The following is a 21,140-nucleotide window of genomic DNA, read 5'->3' as shown; positions in this document are numbered from 1 at the left end:
AAACCTCATGCTAATTTCATCACCCACGGCATTTTCACTCAATGACGCTGTATAAAGATGGAGCTTTTCCAGTTAAGCTCCTTAATAGGGATATGAACGGAGAATTAGCTACAGAAAAGAAATTCCAGCTAGCCATCACTACCGCTATCTCCCACGCTCGGTCAAACATAGTTTTCTACTCGAAACTATCGAGGAGATACATTCGTGTCTTAGCGGTGGCTTTTCTTGCAATATTAGAAAGGTGAACCTCCGGTTCAAACTTAATCTTTCTGACTAAATATTATAAGATAAATCGCCAGGAAATTGACGGTCCTTTTATGTTTAAAACTCCTACGTGTGTGTGCTGGGTGTGTGCTGGGGAGGAAACGGGTGTGGCTATCCGCGACCACTCTTGAAATTGTATTCATTGGATTGGTAGGCTTGCAGCAGTAGGAACACGTATCTTTCCAACGTGCGCGGCTCCCGAGCGCGCGTTGTGGCGTTGTATGTGATCAGTCGAACCCCATAGAGCGGACACTTACGTTTCTCCACTCCATACCGATTCCCTCTCTTGTTCTACGCGGTGCGGCCTGCACCTTTTTTCTTACCTATTCGTCCTTCCATCCGGTATTCACAGCCCTACCCATCGTAGTATTCCATATGTACCTTCAAAGCTAAAGCTTTGGCGTGCCTTCATCCCCTTTAGTACAGCCAACCACTCGCTAAACGGAAGTGAGGTGCGCTATTTCATTGTTTTCACTTTATTATTCAAGTTAAAGGGAACTAGGATCTCTTATTTGTTGTAAATATGGCATTTCAGTCTATTAAAAGTCGGAATAACACATCGTAGTTCCGCTACTTCATGAAATGGGATGGGTTTTCACCCCATAGAGGATCGACGTTCCGTTAGTCAGCGGATTTCATGTTAGATGAACCCAAAGACATAGAAAATTTAAGGGGTAAGCTTCGCTCACCCCAAAAACATGCAAATTACTCAAAAAGACCGTGCCCCTAGGGACACGGCCTTCAACAATGTGTTATTAAAGCTGAAGCATCTCAGGTCAAAAGAGCACGTAAACAATCAAACTAAATAGGGCTTCCCCGAATCTCTACCTCTTCACCCCGCAACAGCGGATCTGTTCCATTGGAGCTTTCTACCTGCTAATAGACAGAGGGCAAAAACAAACAGAAGAATGGCTGCAATCCCACCCATATCAACAATCGCGCTGTTTCCTTGATTCGCCACTCCTATGGCAATAAACGCCCATACGGGTACTAGAACATAAGCAGGATCCGTGTAGAGCCAGCCCACAGCAAGAGTAAGAATCGATGCCAAAAGTATTAAGAACACCGTCCACACCGTACCGGACATGCCGAACCCGTCCCATTGCGCCGCATAAAGAGCAGCTGCAGCATTAACTATGGCTGCAACAGAAATCCAACCCAAATAAATGCTGAATGGAACTTGCACCAACCATAGAACCAACGGCTCCGACGACCATCCGAACGGTCTTGTACATAAATAGACAGCTATTAAGGAGAGCACCAGGCCCAGCATCACAAATACAGAAGTAGTGATATATAAATAATGCCACACCAGAATCCAACTCACATTAAACAAACAGCTAACCGCAAACCACGGTCCGATACTTTTCACCTCTGCGCGTTCCCGTACCTTGGGCAGCCATTGAACGATGACAAAACCGATGAGCAGAGCATAAATTAACCCCCAAATGGAAAAGGCATAGGGCGCGGGTGTAATCTGTACGGGATACATGGCCGATATTTGCCCAGTAGTTAATCCGTTGATAGGCAACGCATCCGCAAGCCAATTCACCACAAGCACTCCGAGAAGTGAAAGCGCGTTCAATAAGCGCAGCAAAGACTGTTTCATTAACAAAACCTCCCGTCCAAATATTAGATTAGTCCGTTAACATATGCAGTTGTTAGCAGTATATGCTTGTCCATATCGCACTATACTTGTCCTTGTAAATAATTTCCTCACAAGGTACTATGACCCCATTCAGATGATAATGATAGCCAACCTATTGTGCGAATTTATTCGCGTCATAGACTTAATTAATTTAAATGCAAAACAACCGCACACTTGAGCCAACCAGTGGCTGCATGAGAGCGGTTGTTTGCAATAGAAGATTATGAGCACAAGATGATATGACGCGAGAAGTTCCCTTTCTTAACGACACACCGATCAGTTAGTGTGAATCCGGCTTGCATAATGGCCGAATCGATGGTATCCGTAGCGATGATCACCACTCTGCGCGCTAATCGGCGCGCGCTCTGGAGCATTTCCAGCTGCTCCTCCTGAGAAAGCTTAGAGCAAAGATTATACGGCAGATCAACAATTGCCGCATCATAGCTGCCAGTCAACGCTCGGATATCTCCGATGGCCACTGTATCCGCGAAGCCGTAATGCAGTAAATTCGCCCGTGCTCCGCGCACTGCCAGCGGGTTAATGTCTCGACCGATTATATCGATGCCCATCGATAGAGCCTCAATCAACACGGTCCCGATGCCGCAGCAGGGATCGATTGCCTTCACGCCCGCCGGCTGCGGCACGGCGATATTCGCCACTGCGCGAGCCACACGTGTGCTTAGCGCGGTAGAATAATGCTGCGGCTTCGCATTATGCCGCAGCCATACGGCTTCGCTGCTGCGGCAGTCGCCGAACAGCCAGCGCCCTTCCGCGTAAGCCACGCCGAGCAGGCGCTGCGGCTTACGCATATCGGCCTTGCCGCGAATACGAGCGCCAAGCTGCCGCTCAATCGACCGCTGCTCATCGTAGGCAGCAGCGCCCTCAGCTTCGACATAAGTAACCTTGAATGTCGAAGTCCCCAACTCCAGCGCTTCTACTTGATGCGCTATTTCTTCGAGGCTGCCGCCACTGTACATCACAGCAAGCCGCTGCTTGATGAAGGGACTGCGGCTCGGATCAATGGACCGGTCCGATTGAATATAACCGGCTCGGGGCTCGGCTCCAAACAAGGTGCGCAGCTCTAGGCTGCACAGCTCTCTCTCATCCTCATGGCATATAAAGGTGTATAAATTCACTCGATGGCTCCATTCTTACTTTCAAAAACATAGTCCCCTACAGTTTAACATTATTGAGGACTGTTTAAAAAGGAAGCCAATGCTCCTTGCCGTCCGAGCTTAGCTCGTAGGCATGGTCGATGGACGCTTCTTGTATATATTCATAATTTCCATGCTGCTGTGGAACATCGCTCCACTTCTGCGCTGCTCCTGACAGAGGAAGCCTGCCAAGCAAACGACACAGTATGGTGACGGCTTCGGCACGGGTTACAGCTTCAGTCGAATTTCGGCCCAGCATTTTCTCCACCTCATCCTTGCGGATGTTTAAACGATCTACAATAATGGCTATTTCCGCATGAGAGACGCTTCTATCCGGTCCGAAAGCATCATTCTCGTAGCCTTGCATCAACCCCATTCTAGTCACCTTGTCTATCGCTGCTTTTCCCCAATACCCGGACTCGACATCCGTATATACTTTTGCTGCTGCTTGATCTTCCTTATCGAATACTCGAGACAATAGGGTTGCTATCTCTGCGCGTGAGACGCTTTTATCCGGTCTGAACGTGCCATCGGGAAATCCCGATATGTAGGCTTTGTGCTGCAGCACAGCTGGGGCAGAAGGGACTGGCGTGACGGAAGCAGAAGCTGCGGACGAGATGGAAGTACCTGCTCCATTTGTCGCTGTCACCGTAAACGTGTAGGCCGTTCCGTTAGTCAGCCCTGTAATCGCAATCGGGCTATCTGTCCCGCTTGCTGTCAAGCCGCCTGGACTGGATGTTACGGTATAGCCCGTAATGGCACTGCCTCCATTGCTAGTCGGCGGTGTAAAGCTTACGACGGCTGAGCCGTCACCCGTTGCTGCGCTTACTTCTGTTGGCGCCTCAGGTGCAATAACCAAAGGAGAGCCTGATGATTTGGATGAAGACTTGGACGGAAACCTTGGTGTTACGGATGCTGAAGCAGAGGATGGTGCGGATGTCCCTGCCCCATTGGTTGCTGTTACCGTGAACGTGTAGGATACTCCGTTATTCAGCCCGTTAATCGTGATCGGACTGACGTTGCCGCTTGCCGACAAGCCATCCGGATTCGATGTAACGGTATAGTTGGTTATTTCACTGCTTCCGTTATTGAGAGGCGGTATAAAGTTTACTGTCGCCGATTGGTTACCTGCAGCTGCGCTTACCCCTGTCGGCGAATCCGGCACTATTGCCGCTGGACCTCCTGGCGACACTGCGCCTGAAGGCGTTGACGGGATCGATGTGCCTATTCCATTCGTCGCTGTCACCGTGAATGTATACGCAGTTCCATAGGTTAGCCCCGTAACTGTAATCGGACTTCTAGCTCCGCTAGCCGTCAAGCCTCCTGGATTGGATGTGACGGTATAACTCGTAATGGTGCTTCCCCCATTATTAGCCGGAGGTGTAAAGCTAACAGTTGCCGATTGGTTGCTTGCCGCTGCGCTTATCCCCGTCGGCGGATCCGGCACGGTTGCCGTTGAGTCCGGAGTTACGGGACCAGAAGGTGCTGATGGCACAGAGGTTCCGGCTTCGTTCGATGCCGTCACTGTGAACGTATATGCCATCCCGTAGGTAAGCCCTGTTACCGTAATCGGGCTAGCTGTCCCGCTTGCCGCGAAGCCACCCGGACTGGATGTGACCGTATAGCCTGTAATGGCGCCTCCTCCATTATTAGCAGGAGGTGTAAAGCTTACCGTCGCCAAACCTTTGCCTGCAGCCGCGGTCACTCCAGTCGGCGGGTCCGGCTTGGTCACGACCGGATCTGTGATGCCTGTAACCCATTTGGCCATATAATTGGCTGGGATGCCGCCTGCTACAGTGAATTGTCCACCCACGTAAATACCTGTCGCGGATTTGGTCACAGCGTATGCGAATCCTGCCTCCACATCCGTACCAAGGCCGCCTATACTTTCCCATGCAGCGGTTGATCCGTTCCATTTGGCAACACTTTTCACACGAAGCGGCCCCGCATTCATAAAGACTCCTCCGGCATACACATCCTTGCCAGACACTGCAAGGTCCCAAACCGTGTCACTTAGACCGGTCCCCAGACCTTTCCAGGTCGATCCGTCCCATTTGGCAATGTGGCTTAAGGGCACGTCTCCTGCTCCAGTAAAATTACCGCCGACGTATATATCGGTTCCGGATATCTTGATCGTTTCCACACGAACGTTGGGTCCATCATTGAATCCGGAGCCAACGTTATGCCAGCTTGAGCCATCCCATCTGGCAATGTACTTGGCCGGACTTCCACCTGCGGTAGTGAAGAACCCACCGACGTATACATCACTTCCGGATACCGCGATCGCACGAACCTCGCCATTGAGGCCGCTGCCCAAGCTTTGCCAAGCTGATCCATTCCATTTGGCGATATAGTTAGCCGTACTTCCTCCCGCTGCAGTGAAGGTTCCGCCTGCGTATACATCGGTTCCGGATACCGCGATAGCTTCAACGGTTCCAGCGGTACTGCTGCCCGGATTGAGGTACAGGCCACTGCTAAGGCTTTGCCAGGTTGATCCATTCCATTTGGCAATATGGCTTGCCGGGCTTCCTCCCGCATTCACGAACAATCCTCCGGCGTATACGTCGCTTCCGGATACGGCAACGGCATGAACCGCTCCATCTACACCGCCGCCCAGACTGCTCCAGGCAGTGCCATCCCACTTGGCGATAAACTTCGTCTGCATGTCCCCATTGGGAACGAAATGTCCACCAATATAGATGCTGCTGCCGGAAACCGCTATATCGTCAACTCTTCCTTCGACACCTGTACCAAGGCCTTCCCAGTAGTTGGACGCATGCACTTGATCGGATGCCCACGGAACGCTGTATTGCAGAAACATGATGATTAAAATCACGATGCTTGAATTTCGGAATAAGCCTGTTTTTTTCCAATTTCGAATTTGGACATACTTGGCATCCATTTGATTTTCATTCCTCTCATACAAATAAAATAAAAAGATGATCGAATCCTTTCTCTGTTAAATTTTGGTACAAATCGTATACTTCGACCTCAATATAAGATACGAAATGTATCACGTCAAGGTGGCTTTATACCTAATCTGGAAAACAGCAGTTCCGGAAAAGTGGTGTATTTGTTGGAATTTCCCGAATGGTGGAGGGGGAGTAACGGTGCTCTTGGTTTACCTTCGACTTGCAGTAAGACGAGGTACTACAGATGGGACATCATAGTCCATAATTTCAAGGTTTGATCCTGCACATGCTATAATCAATCCTACAGTCCTAACACTTTCGCTCATTAAAGGGGGTTCGCCAAAAGTGGCATTCGGAATTTCTAGAAAAGAGCTGCAGCAGTGGAAAGATGCCGTGACACGGGGAGAGCTTGCTTTTATTACCCATTATTGGATCGATCCACGTTTTCCAGACATGAAAACCGTAACCAAAGTGGGATGCTCTAATCTGCATATTTTATCGGAGTGGTGTGCCGCTAATGGACTCAATCCTGCATATATCCATCAGCGTCCTCCGTTCCCCCACTTTGATCTTATGGGCTTAAAGCAAATAGAAATTTTACAAAAGGAACAGCTTTGGACCCACCTGGAACGGTTCGGGCTTACAACTACTGCTCCTCATTCGGAACGACCATCGCTTTGATGGCTTCAAAGGAAATAGGCGTATAATCCCAATGCTCCACACAAACGTTGATGTATTGACTGCCTTCATATTTCTGCCCGTGAATGTGACCATGGATATTAACATAAGGCATATGCTTGTTCATATACATAGGCTCGTGAGACAGGAAGAAGAAGCCTCCATATACAATTGCATGCTCGCTCACTTCATCAAACCCTGCCTCAAGCCACCAACGTCTCGTTCTACCCCTGTCATGATTGCCCATAATTAAGCTTTTATAGCCGTTAAGCCTCGTCACAATGCCGGCGGTCTTTTCCTTGTTCAAAAAGGAGAAATCACCCAGATGATATACTTTATCCTCTTGGCGCACGACGGCATTCCATTTCTCAATCATCGTTTCGGTCATCTCTTCTGCGCTGGAGAATGGTCTCGATTCAAAATCAATAATAGAAGCATGACCAAAATGATGATCTGAAATCAAAAATACGTTCGACATAGGCAGCGCTCCTTTACTTTACGTGGGTTGGCCACATTTGACGATTATAGGACATATCCCAAAACATATATTCATAACGAGTCGTATTCTGGAAAATTTCCTCCAGCTTGGCTAGCTCAGCTTCGGATTTTCCTTCTGCTAATCGATCCATCAGACCTATGCACCAACGGGCCAAGGAACCGAATTCGTCCGAGCTGTACATGCTGATCCATTCTCCATAAAATTCATGCTCGGAGGAGCCTGGTATTTGATTCAGCTCTTTGCCGATCTCCCAATAGCTCCACATGCATGGAAGCAACGCTGCAGTCAGGTCGGCGAGCGAACCATTCTGTGCAACATGAAGCATATAGTGGGAATAAGCCAATGTAATAGGAGAAGGTTTAGCCTGCTCCAGCTCTTCCTTCGAAATATCGAATTTAGCGGCATAGGCGCGGTGAAGGGACATTTCTTCATTCAGCGTGGAGTCCAAAAGTGCAGCAAATTTCCCCATCGTTTCGAGGTCATCCGCTTTTATCGCCCCTAATGCAAACAGCTTAGCATAATCAATTAAATACAAATAGTCCTGGATCATGTAAAAACGGAATTTTTCCTTATCCAAAGTCCCTTTACCCAGCTCCTGTACAAAAGGATGCTCGTAGGTTTGACGCCATTCCAGGTGGAACTTCTCCAATAAATGCTCGGTAAATTTCATGCTGCTTCCTCCAAATTCATTTTCATTTTTCACTGTTAAACGTAGCTGTGCAGCTGATTATTTGCTCGTATGACCCCACTCATAAATAAACTTCAGAATGACCTTGGTGTAATTCACCAGCTGCTCAATGGAAACCTGCTCATTGACTGAATGCGCATTTCGTAAATCTCCAGGCCCATATATGGCCGCTGGGATGCCTGCATCTCCGAACCAGCCTCCATCCGTTACAGTGGGCGATACATCGACAATCGCTTGTTCACGAATTATGCTTTCATGTGAGCTCATTAATACAAGCACAGCGGGATGATTCGAGTCTACTTCCAGCGAAGGGAAGATTTCACCACGGTCCTCAATCATCGAAGAGCCTCCCCATTCAAACTGCGGCGGATTTTCTCTTAGCCATATATCACCTTGGGCCACCTGTAGAAGATGCGCTTCAATTTCCTTCGCGACCTGCTCATAGGTTTCATTCGGGTAAAAATGGACGGTAATCCACAGCCGGCATTCATCGGCAATAAAAGCAGCATGCCTTCCTCCCTCAATGACAGCAGGATTGATCGTATTGGTTCCTGGGGCATACCCCGGGTAGCTTTTCATGACCGCCCAGTGCCTTTCCAATTCCTGAAGCCCCTGAATGATTTTCATCATTTTCTCAATCGCACTTGCGCCAAACAGCTTGCCTCCCGGATGAATCATGCTTTTTCTGGTGGCATCATGGAAGGTCTGCTTGCTTTTGACAGTAATCCAACCGGTTATAACGCCGCCCTGACCTTGAATATGCAAGTCACTCGTATCGACCACAACTGCAAAATCCGCGCTATAGCCGCGTTTGCAGCATTCCAGCGTTCCTGCTTCTCCTACTTCCTCACCAATTACGGATTGAAATGTGAGGTCTCCCGGCAGCTCGATACCGGCTTCATGCAGCAGTTGAATAGCAAACAACGCACCAGCCAGACCACCTTTCATATCCGAAGCGCCGCGCCCGATGATAACCCCGTCTCTTACTATCGGCGTGAACGGCTCCTTTTCCCAAGGCTCATCCTCATTAACCTCCGCTACATCCACATGGCCGTTAATAATAAGACTTTTATAAGCATCCCCTGCCTGCCCCTTTAAGACGCCAACGACATTAGGATCTCCCGGATACACATCCCATTTATCTATAGCAAAGCCCTTCTCTTGTAAAAAAGAGGCGATAAACTGCTGGGCTTCCTCCGTATTTCGTGCAGGCGGCGCCGGTGTACGGAATTGAATCAGGCGCTCTAGCAGACCGATCAGCTCATCTTGACAAGCATCCACTTGACGGATCAACAGGTCCAGCTTCTCATTCATACCATGTTCCCCTCTCTCAATGCTTTGCTATACAAAAGCGATTACTCTGAGCGTTCGTTGAATGCTTACGTTAGTACACGCACAACGGCAAATAAACCGCTTCCGAATGAAAGCGGCTAACTGCACAGACATTCCCCATACAAGTTAAGCCACTTCCCTTCGCCGGCATTATCCGGATCAGGTGTTGAAGGGTTAAGACTTTAGGTCGTCTCTCTCAGCTTAAACAGCACCCCTAGTGTTCAGTAAATATTCAATTGCGGTTATTCAAATAGTACCATATGATGGCTTGCTAACTCAAACTCCAGCCTTCTCTAACATTTACTTAATTCCCGAATGAATGAAGCTGTTCATAAACTGGCGCTGGAACAACAGAAATCCGACCATTAGCGGGGCAATAACCAGCAGTGTAGCTGCACTGACCTCCGTCCACTGGGCGCCAATCTCATAGGACTGAGCGAATATCGCGAGTCCCACGGTCAAAGGCCTGTTTTCAACAGAGTTCGTAACGATAAGAGGCCACAAAAAGTTGTTCCAATGAGTACTGACCGAGATGAGTCCAAACGCAATATAGGAGGGGCGGGACAATGGAAAATAAATTTTCCAAAGAATTTGCCACTTGGAGTAGCCCTCTATCATGGCGGCTTCGTCCAGCTCCGGCGGGATTGTCATGAACATTTGACGCAGCAGGAAAATGCCAAAAGCCGAAGCGAAATAAGGTATCATAATGCCAAGCTTCGTGTCGAGCAGCGACAATTCCTTCAGCACCGTGTAATTCGGAAAAATGAGCACATCCGCCGGCACCATAATTTGCACGAGAAACAGCAGAAACACCAAGCTTTTGGCATAAAATTTAACCCGGGCAAAAGCAAAAGCAGCCATTGTAGCAGTAAGCATTTGCATACCAAAGATACAGACTACGATAATGATGGTATTGATGTAGTATTGGGCGAATGGCGCAGCAGACCACACGGTAGCAAAATTTTGGAGTGTGAACTCCAGCGAGAACGATGGCGAAAGCGCGATCTGCTTGGGACGGAATGCCGTCACCGTCATCCAAAGCAGCGGCACAAGCCATAATGCAGCGAATATATATAGGAGCCAGCGGCTAATGTTCAATTTCGATAGCAGCATAAGAATCGCCTTTCTTAATGATAATGAATTTTTTTATCCAAACCGAAGAAATTCAAAGCGGCGAACAGCAGCAGAACCGCTATCATCACCACAGTCAAGGTAGAGGCTACGCCCTGATCCCAGAAGCTGAAGGCCGTTTCATAAATATAATAAAGCAGCAGATTACTCGCATTGTTCGGCCCGCCTTTGGTCATGATCATCAAATGATCTACCAGCTTGAACGAGTTGGTCAATGCCACAATAGTTACAAACAAGGTAGTAGGCATCAGCAGCGGAAACGTAATTTTGCGAAAAACCGTCCAGCGGCCTACGCCGTCCACATGTGCCGATTCGTATAAATCAGGAGAAATATTTTGCAGCCCTGCCAAGTAAAATATCATGAAATAGCCGGCTTCCTTCCATATCACCATAAAGACCATAGCCCACATAACCATCTGAGGTGATCCGAGCCAGTTGATATCGCCTGCACTGAAGCTTTTCATCACTCTGCTCAGCAATCCATACTGGGGTGTATAAATAAACAGCCAAATATTTGCAACAGCAATCATAGGTATCATAGTAGGGTAGAAAAAGGCAGTACGTACCATACCAGTCCCCCTAAGCGCTTTGTTGGCGAAAATCGCCATCAGTATGGCAAGCGCTATCGAGGTTGGCACCGTTCCGAGCGCAAACCAGAAATTGTTGTACATGACCTTCCAAAAGATCGCGTCATCCATCAGGTTGGAGTAATTGTCCAAGCCTATGAACAGCGGCACCTGAGTGGCCAAATCAGCTTGGTAGAGACTTAAGCGGATCGTCTTGGCAATCGGGTAAAAGGTGAACAGGAATAAAAAAATTAACGAAGGCAGCAGCAGCAGCCATGCAAAAACGTTCGTTTTCCAAAGATTTAATTTTGTGACGCCCAAGGGGGAGCCTCCTTCTTACATGAATGTCTTAATCCCACTATCAAAAGTATCGATCCCGTTAAGAAAAAAAGAGGAGCACATCCCGGGCTGGTGTTACAAATGGCATTTAATCAAGCTTCAGCCACACCTATCCGCCGTGCTCCCCCAATTCATCAAAAATAATTATTTATTAAATGGAGCCAAAGCTTTATCCGCTTCTTCCTGTGCTTTTTGCAAAGCCTCGGCAGGAGTCAATGTGCCTGTCAGTACAGCCTGTACCTGGTCATTCAATGTTTTCATAACTTTACCGTTATTATGGGTGGATAGCTCAGCCGATGCGTATTGAAGCTGATCGCGGGCCACAAGAGCTGCCGGAAAATCAGCGGCATATTTCTTCATGCGGTCGGTTTCATAAGCCGATTTCTTCACAGCTACATAGCCTGTATCGATACTCCATTGCGCTGCGCGTTCCGTTTCAGTCATGAACTTCACAAACTTCCAAGCCGCTTCCTGCTTCTTCTTGTCAATATCCTTAAAGATATAGAAGTTGCCTCCACCTGTCGGGCTGCCAAAGTTTTTATTTTTGGGAAGGAAGCCTACGCCAAAGTCGAATTTGGCATTCTTCTTAACATTAGACAGGTTTCCGGTCGTATGGTACATCATCGCTGTTTTACCTTCCAGGAAGTCGGACGGCACGGTTCCCCAATCCGTAACTCCCTCAGGCATCGATTTGTCCTTCTTGGACAAGTCGCTCCAATATTGCATGCCCTCTACATTTTCAGGTGTGTTGAACATGACCTTTTTGCCATCCTCAGTCATCAGGTTTTTACCGTTTTGCAGAGCAAAGGTTTGCAGCATCCAGTATCCGTAGCCCGTTACAGGGATCTCCAGACCCCAAGTGCCGTTCTTGGTCAGTTTCTTGGCGTAATCCTTCATTTCTGCCCAGGTTTGCGGCGCTTTTTCCGGGTCCAATCCCGCTTCCTTGAACAGTGCTTTGTTATAATAAAGAACGATAGTGCTTCGTTGGAAAGGAATGCTGTATGTATTGCCCCCGGTTTGAGAGTTGGACATAAACGCCGGGTAAAAATCAGAAAGGTACTTATCTCCGCCCTCTTTAGCGATAAAATCATTTAAAGGAATAATGGCATTCATATCCAGTAAGCTGAACAGCTCTGTCGATTGCAGTACAGCCACATCAGGGGGCTGCTTGCTTTGTACTCCAGCTTGCGTCTTCACAGCGGTATCTGCGTAGCTGCCTGTGTAAACAGGCTTAACGGTAATATTGGGGTTCTGCGCCGTAAAATCTTTGGCCATAAGCTCAATAGTAGATGTCAAAGGGCCTCCAACTGCAATTGGGTAATAGAAGGTCAGCTCGATTTTCTCTTCTGCCTTGGTTTCTGCAGGAGCTGCTGCCGGTGCAGCCGTGTTAGGGACGGAAGCCGTTTTGCCGCAAGCCGCAAGTGTGGTGCAGCATAATGCGATACTAATCATTTTGGATGTAAGGGAACGCATGGAATTCTCTCCTTTAAAAGTAGTTTGGTATGCAGTCTTGCTCCACTGCTTGCAATTCCACTCTAACAGATGAATGTAAAGCGGCGATTACAGCAGTGTGAAGCAAGTATAAATAAATCGTCAGTTTGCTTGGTACATCAGCACGAAATCATTCAACGAAGCCCATACATAATCCGGTTTAATGGGAGATAGCTTCACATCGTGCTCAGAGGTGACTCCTGTAAGCACTAAAGCTGTACGAAGACCGTTGTTGGCACCGAACAAAATGTCGGTCTCCAGCCTGTCGCCTACCATCAAACAACGCTCGCCAGGAAGCCCGCTTCTCTCCAGCACCTTCGTACCGTAGTACTTCGATGGCTTGCCGATAACCGCTGTCGCAGTAACACAGCTCGCTGTTTCAATCGCTTTAACCATCGACCAGGTGTCAGGGATGAGATCGCCGACGACGGGGCAATTCGGGTCAGGATTAGCTGCTATCAGAGCCGCTCCATTGCGCACGGCCTTCATCGCTTGATGCAGCTTGTCGTAGTGGAAGCTCATGTCCATGCCAACAAGCACATGGGTAGCTGCCAGCGGATCCGTCGTATGCTGAAGCTCTTGCTCCTCGAGTTCGTGGACTAGCGCCAGCTCTCCGACCACGAACACAACAGGCTCTTGGTGGCTTTCTCGCAAGTAAAGCGCCGAGGTGAATGCCGCCGTAATGATCTCCTCCAGATGCACCTCCAGGCCAAGCTTCTGCAGACGAGTCTGGCATTCTCTTCTCGTTCGTGTTGTTGTATTGGTGAGGAACAGGATCTTCTTGTCTGCTTGACGCAATACCTCAAGAGTTTCCAGAACACCCGGAAGCAGTTGCTCTTCCAGCAGAACCGTTCCGTCCAAGTCAAAAAAATAGCCCTCAAAATCGATCACATCCGGCAATGTCTGTGCCCCTCCTGTAAACAAGAATATTCGGCTTACCTGTCCTTAACGGACCGTATCGTTCGACTCTATGCTACAAAACATCTAGCTGCAAAACTTGTACCAACTGAATAACAGCACAAAAAACCCTCTATCCATCAAACGGATGCACTCGCCTAAACAGGCTGTCCGTCTGCTGCATAAAAGGGTTTTCTCCTCATCTCGTACCCTTGTTATCCAATTGTTACTTACTCCATTACTATAACAACCGAATGTTATCTTACGATCAACTACGCGTGAATATTTTGTAAATGTTCCAGAGGTAACCTGTTAAGTTTCATTAATTGGATTCGTTAAAGTTCATAATGATCCCACCTAAAAAAACTGCCTGGCTCTCAATGTACATACAGAGAGCCAGGCAATTTTTTATTAGAGCATACAGCTGCTAATTAATAAAGTTTACTTTGCTTAAAAACCGTTTCAACAATACGGCAGATTGTGCACGAGTCGCGTGGCTGCCTGATTCCAAGGTATCAACTGTCATTCCGTTCATCAGTCCTGACTGAATCGCTGCAGCTATCTCGGTTTTCGCCCAAACGATTTTGCCTGCATCCTTGAAAGGTGCCAGAATATCCCCAAGCTTATTTTGGGCTTGGATCATACCTGCATCAACACCCGCATAAGTCATTGCGCGAATGATCATCGCCGCCTGTTCCTCACGCGTGATTTCCTTATTCGGACGGAATGTACCGTCTTCATAACCGCTTATAATGCCTGCGGACACAGCTGTTGCTACCGCTTCAGCATACCAGTCAGCATCTTTTACATCGCTGAAGCTTGCTTTAATAGCCGCAGGATCCATTGCTAAGGAACGGACCAGAAGGGCTGCAAATTCTGCCCGAGTGATAGAGCGGTCCGCTTCGAAGCGGCTGTCGCTCACTCCATCAACGACAAGCTTATTCGCTAACAGCTCAATATCTTCCTTGGCCCAGTGATTCGCCAGATCAGCGAAGGTTTTGTTATTTTCAACTACGGTATACACACTGTTTCCATTACGCTTCATTATAGCTGTCGTAATCCCGTCCTTTGTAAAGAAGAGGGATGGTACGAATCTAAGCTGATTCGAGCCAGGCATCATCCGTACGCCCGTCGCTTTCTTAGGATCAATCGCCTTATTTACAGCAATTTCTCTAGATACATACGTAGCGCCTAAAGTAATACGTACCGTTTGCCCAGCTTTGTTAATGGCCTCCACTTCAAAATGCACGGCATCGGCAGCTTGCTTGCCTCCTGTTGCGGCTATAGCATCTTGAACTGCGGCTGCTTCGCTTCCGCTCAGCTTTTGAAGTGTGAATTGGATGGACAAATCATCCACACTCACTCCCAGCTGCTGCGCCAAAGTCTCAAGCTTCAATATAGATAACGGCATCGTATAGGTCGCGTTATCACTTGTAACAACCAGCAGCTTGCCTGCATCCTTGCTGGCTTCGGCAAGACTCGCTGCAGGAACCATCAGCTTATCCCCGGTTAATTTCACCTGTACTTTGGAATAGTTGTTTAATGATTCCTTAAGCTTGGAAAGATCAACCGTACCCTCTTTGGCTTCAATTAAATCTGTCGATTGATTGGTAGCGCCTGGTTGGTTAACATCCGTACCCGTTGAACTCGAACCGCCGCCCCTGCTGTGATTCCCACTATTTCCTGCAGTAGGTGTTGCACTTACTTGTGTTGCGTTCACACTTTGCCCAGCTGCATTCCCTGCTGTCACGACATAGTAGTAAGTCGTTCCATTCGTTAAGCCTGTGTCTGTGTATGTCGGATTGCTCACACTGCTTGCTACTACAGTATATGGACCACCGCTCGTTGTACCGCGTTTCACAGTATAATAGGTTGCTTCCGTTACACTGCTCCAGTTCAACGTTACTTGAGTGTTGCCTGCTGTTGCCGTCAATCCCGTTGGAGCTACTGGAATCGTGATCACTGCTGCTGGTGTTGCGCTTACTTGTGTTGCGTTCGCACTTTGCCCAGCTGCATTCCCTGCTGTCACCACATAGTAATAAGTCGTTCCATTCGTTAAGCCAGTATCTGTATAAGTCGGGCTGCTCACACTGCTTGCTACTACAGTATATGGACCACCGCTCGTTGTACCGCGTTTCACAGCATAATAGGTTGCTTCCGTTACACTGCTCCAGTTCAACGTTACTTGAGTGTTGCCTGCTGTTGCCGTCAATCCCGTTGGAGCTGCTGGAATCGTGATCACTGCTGCTGGTATTGCGCTCACCTGCGTTGCATCGGCGCTTTGCCCAGCTGCATTCCCTGCTGTCACCACATAGTAATAAGTCGTCCCATTCGTTAAGCCTGTGTCTGTGTATGTCGGATTGCTCACATTATTTGCTACTACAGTATATGGGCCACCGCTCGTTGTACCGCGTTTCACAGTATAGTAGGTTGCTTCTGTTACACTGCTCCAACTCAACGTTACTCGAGTGTTGCCTCCTGTTGCCGTCAATCCCGTTGGAGCTGCTGGAATCGTGATCACTGCTGCTGGTGTTGCGCTTACTTGTGTTGCGTTCACACTTTGACCTGCTGCATTACCTGCTGTCACGACATAGTAGTAAGTCGTTCCATTCGTTAAGCCAGTATCTGTATAAGTCGGATTGCTCACACTGCTTGCTACTACAGTATATGGACCACCGCTCGTTGTACCGCGTTTCACAGTATAATAGGTTGCTTCCGTTACACTGCTCCAGTTCAACATTACTTGAGCGTTGCCTCCTGTTGCCGTCAATCCCGTTGGAGCTGCTGGAATCGTGACTAGTACTGCTGGTGTTGCGCTTACTTGTGTTGCGTTCGCACTTTGCCCAGCTGCATTCCCTGCTGTCACCACATAGTAATAAGTCGTTCCATTCGATAAGCCAGTATCTGTATAAGTCGGGCTGCTCACACTGCTTGCTACTACAGTATATGGACCACCGCTTGTTGTACCGCGTTTCACAGTATAATAGGTTGCTTCCGTTACACTGCTCCAGTTCAACGTTACTTGAGTGTTGCCTGCTGTTGCCGTCAATCCTGTTGGAGCTGCTGGAATCGTTCCAGCCACTTTCAATGTGACAGGCTGAGTGTAAATATCGTAAGTGTTGTTCGCTTCCATTGAGGAAGTATATCGTAGCAACACATGCGCAACTCCAGCCTTCTTTGGAGTGATGCTGCTTCCGTTCAGTTCGATTACATCTTGTCCATCCAATACAATAACATCCGGATCGATAGTTTTTTCTTTTCCCTCATAGGACTTAACAACTGCTTTTAAGGAGAGGCTCTCATCTTTAGCCAGGTCATACTGATCCTTCTCCGGCTTAATGGAAGCCGCCCAATCTGAAGCCCAGAAAGCATAATCGGTTGTAATACCGAAGACGCCAAGCTTCATATAGCTCATAAAATCATTTTTATTATTAAAAGTCCATGGAGAGATAATAATTCCTCGGTGTTTCGCCGCCTCCATGAAATTTTTACCTAAACCGCTATAGCTGGTGTTATACGAGGCATTCAAGCTTTGAAGAAGCTTTAGGGTCTCCCGCAATGACTTATTAACATTCGTTTCACTCGCATAGCCTCCAGTTAGTAAGCCTAATGGCATCTCAGGCATCAGCTCCGCCATTCGCTTTAGCTGGTTCATGTCAAATGACATTGTATCCACAAGCGCCTCGGCATTCATATCCTTGATGAGTTTGACATAAGCGTCTACTGCAGCAGGCGTTGAGGTCTTGATTTCTGCCATAACCATTGCGCCTTTTTCTCTGGCCAGGTCGATCTGTTCATCCAAAGTAGGAATCTTCACATCAGGGAAGCCCGTCGGAAAAGGCTTGTTAGCATTGAGCTTCTTTAATTCTTCCATTGTGTAATTTTCTATGTTGCCGGTTCCGTTCGTTGTTCTTTCCAAGGAACCATCATGAAGAATAGCGATACGTCCGTCTTTGGTAAGGTACATATCATTCTCGATAAATTCAGCACCCGCCTCCAAGCCCAATCTATTGCTTTCTATCGTGTTCTCAGGAGAAGTAGATGGCATCCCCCTGTGTGCAATAATATAAGGTTTGCGGATAAGCGTAGTATTATTGGAATACACCTTCAAGGCATTTAACGCCGTAGCTGGTGCGTCCGTAACAATTCCGTTCACGCCTGTTGTAATCAGTTGATGCATGTTGATGTTTTTATCCGCTTGACTGGACACATCCTTCGTCCATACCATAATCATACGTGCCTGCAAATAAGAAACATTGTCTCTAGTGGAAACACTCTGCGGTAAAATTGCGATTCTTGCAAGGCTCGCCGCCGTTTTTCTGCGGACCTCCAACAGTTTATCCTTGGATAGGTCTGATGCCGCACTAAAATCCACAATACCGCGGATAACCGGGTACGCTGTTCTCGCACGCTTGATTAACTCTCCATTATCTGAAACAACTGCGGCATCCTCCCAATTGTTTGTTTTCAAATACTCCACTAACTGGTCTACCGTTGACTCGTCCTTTACGTAAAAAGTTGGGATGATGCGCCCTTCAATCGAACCGAGCAGCGATTCCAGACTTCCGATTTCCGTTTTGCCTGTAGAATCGGTCACCTTTAACCCTGGGGCTACATGTAGGATGACAGTTGAAGGAAGTGAAGAACCGCTCAGTTTTGCTAAATCTCCAGCGCTTTGCAGCTCAGTCACAATCGAAGCTGCCGCAGCAATGCGTGTATCCGGCTCCGCTACCGTAACGAAACGGCCGTTTGGTATTGGAGGCAATGCGTCCTGCTGCAGCGTGACACGGATATTGTCCACTTTCATTTTACTTCCGTTGGATTGCAATCCGATTTCGCCTTTCGTGTAGGCTGTAGCCGCATCCGTATCAACGATGATACGGTTGTTGATCGATTCCTGAACCCGATTTCCGTGGACCTTCACGGTATAATGATACATTTTGGCCGGATCAATAGCTTCTGTATTCGAACCTCGATCTATAACGTTCCAGGCATTGGCAGGAGTTCGCTCTGCAAACTCGATTCCGTTAACCGCTGTTGCGTCCTGCCTAACAGCCATTTGGTAATACGGGAAATCATGATTCTGAATCCGGTACATGATAGAGTGCCATCTTGCAGTATCATTGGCTGACAAATGAGTCACATCGGCTTCAATCTTATAATTGCCGAAGCTGCCCAAGTAGGAAGGAAGCAGCACCCGGGAAGGATTATCGGGGGATGCACTGGCATTTATCTCGAACGCGCCTGATTTCACAACAGCCGCGGAGGCGGTTGTTCCTTCCTTTCTTGTCCAGCCTGCTGGCAGTGTACCTGCCGCCAGATTATCAAAGTTCTCCTCATACAGCACATACTCTGCATCTCCAGCGTCTTTAGCAACAACCATTATCGACACTGTTGCACTATCCTTTGTTCCGGTGATGGTATAGATGCCTTTTTTCTTCACGACTATTTGTCCGCCAGTAATCACGATGTCTGAGCTTGTCGAGGTCCAGGCCACTTGGTCGCCGGTAACCGTCCCCGTGGACAAGTCGTTAAATTCAGCTTTTAGTGTGATCGTATTAGGATTGATTGCTTGGTCTGTGACAGCCAATATATATCCCTCATCATGCTTAAGCGATACTGCCTTAACCCCTGACAAGGATGGTGTCACGGTAATTTCTTTTGACGTGTCTGCATTTGCGTACACAGCCTTGATCGTTACTTTACCTGACTTAAGCGGATAAAGCTTATTATTGCTGATCTTGATTATGCTCTCATCCATCGAATACAGCTTCACCCGATCCGCTGGCGGAGCCTCGGTAATCCCATCAGAGAAGTACACGCTGCTTGTTACGCTCGTCTCTCCGCTTAATGCTTCGAGAGTAGCAGGCATTGTCACATCCAGCCGGTCAGCCGTAATTCTTGTTACCTTCAAATTATCAAATGAAGCTTTGCTCTGATCCACCTGAAAGCCAACCTTACCTCTTTCAAGCAAATTGGCATTGAAATTTTGATCCATAAGCTTAGTGTAGGTTGGAGATGACTTGGCTTTAATGTACTCTTTGACATTATTATCGAATACTCTGACCTTCAACGAGTAATCCGTGTTCATAGTTAGCTGCTGCCACGTTCCACTCACAGGTGTCGGGCTAGCCCAATTGTTGTCAGCCATCCGATAAGCGAGCTCATAAGTACCATTCCGGCGGACGGCCATTTGATTGTACGGATTTTTTCCGTTAGAGGCCCCCCGGAACATAATGGAAGCCCATCTCGCATCATTCAATACACCTTCGAACCTCAAATCGGCTTCGATCACATAGTTGTCCCACTGCACAGGAGCTGTAATTCGGCTTTGCTTATTAGCAGCATTCCCGCTAAAGGACATCCGACCATTACCATAAGTATCCTTAACAACGGTAAAAGGATCACTTCCCGCATTCACATCGGATATCCAGTTAGGAGGTAGCGTACCTGCTGCGTAGCCGTCGAAGTTATCCTCCAGCAGTACAGGATTTACAGAACCGCTAACCGGATTGCTGTCTACCAGAGTAAGGCTTCCATATCCTGATGTATCATTCCAGAACGACATGGAGTTGTAGGCGCTCCAGTAGCTTGTTCTCTGCTCAGCTGCATCTGCTCCATACCGGTCTGTTGTACTAATTTCGAGCCCCAGCTGCTTCTTAAGCTGCGGGTTGAAATTCAACATATCCCAGGGTACCGCTATTTCGGACGCCCAGCCCGTAGCTGTCTTGCTAATGGCTCTAAGAATCTTCTTCTCGTCCTTGCCGCTATGATTGTTTAATGCAGCACCAAAATGGAATTCCGGCGTAGTTGTATTCGGCTGGTACACAAAACCTATTTGCATATCGTCTTTAGCAAAAGGTCCTGATTGATGCTGCGTAGGATCGAAAAATAGGTTGATGTTATCTTGTTCAAACCAATTGCCGGAAGCGCCGGAGATCAGATTATCATCGTCCGCTTTTACACCGATATACAAGTATTGGTTATCCCACAGCAGGCCGAATTTGGAATCCTTGAAGGTTCCTTGACCAACCTTGGCAGTTAACGGCTGGTCAATCTTCCAGAGGGATTCATCCAGCTTGCCGTCAATTACGGGTGCCGTTAATGTTTTGTTAACTTCCAGCGATTTCCTCCCCGCATCGGCCGCATGAGCTTGTGGCAGGTAGGCTGCCGGTTGAAACAAACTGCTGATCAAAGCGGCTATGGTTGTCATTTGTAAAAGCTTTGCGATCCTTTTTTTCATGGTTGTCCATTCATTCCTTCCATAGGGTTATGTATGATTCATGCAACATGCTTATTTATTAATCCCGGATATATAAAATCCACCATCCCCCCTCAAGTTCGGTAGCAAGGAAACACAAAAAACCCTTCTATCCATCAAACGGAAATCTCGCGCCCAACAGGGCTATTCCATCTGCTGCATAAAAGGGTTTTCTCCTCGACTCGTACCCTCGTCTATTCATTTGTCACCTACTACTGTTACTTTATCAGCGTTTTGTTATCGGAACATCAACCACATATGAAAAAATTGTAAAACTATT

At 47.8% G+C, this 21,140-nt stretch carries 12 protein-coding genes and 1 riboswitch; of the genes, 1 reads left to right on the top strand and 11 read right to left on the bottom strand.

What is annotated here, in order from left to right; genetic code table 11:
• Positions 1-1,096: 1,096 nt before the first annotated feature.
• The 3 genes from ACFQ0C_RS05905 to ACFQ0C_RS05895 all read right to left on the bottom strand — a co-directional run bounded on the left by ACFQ0C_RS05905 (position 1,097) and on the right by ACFQ0C_RS05895 (position 5,968).
• On the bottom strand, positions 1,097-1,873 hold the full coding sequence (locus ACFQ0C_RS05905; protein WP_379364861.1) for a hypothetical protein: 777 nt from the start codon (positions 1,871-1,873) through the stop codon (positions 1,097-1,099).
• 260 nt (positions 1,874-2,133) lie between these two features.
• Positions 2,134-3,048: a TRM11 family SAM-dependent methyltransferase gene (locus tag ACFQ0C_RS05900; protein WP_379364859.1), complete on the bottom strand. Its 915-nt coding sequence runs from the start codon at positions 3,046-3,048 to the stop codon at positions 2,134-2,136.
• Positions 3,049-3,112: 64 nt separating this feature from the next.
• Positions 3,113-5,968 carry a fibronectin type III domain-containing protein gene (locus ACFQ0C_RS05895; RefSeq protein WP_379364857.1) on the bottom strand — a complete coding sequence of 952 codons (2,856 nt, stop codon included), beginning with the start codon at positions 5,966-5,968 and terminating at the stop codon, positions 3,113-3,115.
• A 355-nt stretch (positions 5,969-6,323) separates the two neighbouring features.
• Here ACFQ0C_RS05895 and ACFQ0C_RS05890 point away from each other — a divergent pair, with 355 nt between their 5' ends.
• Complete coding sequence (locus tag ACFQ0C_RS05890) at positions 6,324-6,659, top strand: hypothetical protein (protein WP_379364854.1); 336 nt, start codon at positions 6,324-6,326, stop codon at positions 6,657-6,659.
• Here the strand turns inward: ACFQ0C_RS05890 and ACFQ0C_RS05885 are convergent.
• The 8 genes from ACFQ0C_RS05885 to ACFQ0C_RS05850 form a co-directional block, all read right to left on the bottom strand.
• Positions 6,625-7,134 carry a phosphoesterase gene (locus ACFQ0C_RS05885; protein ID WP_379364852.1) on the bottom strand — a complete coding sequence of 170 codons (510 nt, stop codon included), beginning with the start codon at positions 7,132-7,134 and terminating at the stop codon, positions 6,625-6,627. The genes ACFQ0C_RS05890 and ACFQ0C_RS05885 overlap by 35 nt on opposite strands.
• 13 nt (positions 7,135-7,147) lie before the next feature.
• Positions 7,148-7,825, bottom strand: a complete 678-nt coding sequence (tenA, locus tag ACFQ0C_RS05880; protein WP_379364850.1) for a thiaminase II — start codon at positions 7,823-7,825, stop codon at positions 7,148-7,150.
• Between the two features lie 57 nt (positions 7,826-7,882).
• Positions 7,883-9,157, bottom strand: coding sequence for an acetylornithine deacetylase (locus tag ACFQ0C_RS05875; RefSeq protein ID WP_379364848.1), 1,275 nt, complete (start codon positions 9,155-9,157; stop codon positions 7,883-7,885).
• Between the two features lie 137 nt (positions 9,158-9,294).
• Positions 9,295-9,401, bottom strand: a riboswitch (TPP riboswitch).
• 74 nt (positions 9,402-9,475) lie between these two features.
• Positions 9,476-10,288 carry a carbohydrate ABC transporter permease gene (locus ACFQ0C_RS05870; protein ID WP_258212951.1) on the bottom strand — a complete coding sequence of 271 codons (813 nt, stop codon included), beginning with the start codon at positions 10,286-10,288 and terminating at the stop codon, positions 9,476-9,478.
• A gap of 14 nt (positions 10,289-10,302) precedes the next feature.
• The gene (locus ACFQ0C_RS05865; protein WP_379364845.1) at positions 10,303-11,193 is read right to left on the bottom strand and encodes a carbohydrate ABC transporter permease; all 891 of its coding nucleotides are present in this window, start codon (positions 11,191-11,193) and stop codon (positions 10,303-10,305) included.
• A gap of 162 nt (positions 11,194-11,355) precedes the next feature.
• Positions 11,356-12,684, bottom strand: a complete 1,329-nt coding sequence (locus ACFQ0C_RS05860; RefSeq protein ID WP_379364843.1) for an ABC transporter substrate-binding protein — start codon at positions 12,682-12,684, stop codon at positions 11,356-11,358.
• A gap of 120 nt (positions 12,685-12,804) precedes the next feature.
• Positions 12,805-13,593 carry an HAD-IIA family hydrolase gene (locus tag ACFQ0C_RS05855; RefSeq protein ID WP_379364990.1) on the bottom strand — a complete coding sequence of 263 codons (789 nt, stop codon included), beginning with the start codon at positions 13,591-13,593 and terminating at the stop codon, positions 12,805-12,807.
• A 433-nt stretch (positions 13,594-14,026) separates the two neighbouring features.
• On the bottom strand, positions 14,027-20,842 hold the full coding sequence (locus ACFQ0C_RS05850; protein WP_379364841.1) for a glycerophosphodiester phosphodiesterase family protein: 6,816 nt from the start codon (positions 20,840-20,842) through the stop codon (positions 14,027-14,029).
• Positions 20,843-21,140 lie beyond the last annotated feature (298 nt).

It is taken from the genome of Paenibacillus sp. GCM10027630, assembly GCF_042676305.1.
Classification (GTDB): domain Bacteria; phylum Bacillota; class Bacilli; order Paenibacillales; family NBRC-103111; genus Paenibacillus_S.
The sequence above is the reverse complement of the archived record's forward strand: the minus strand, read 5'-3'. Positions and strand labels throughout refer to the sequence as shown.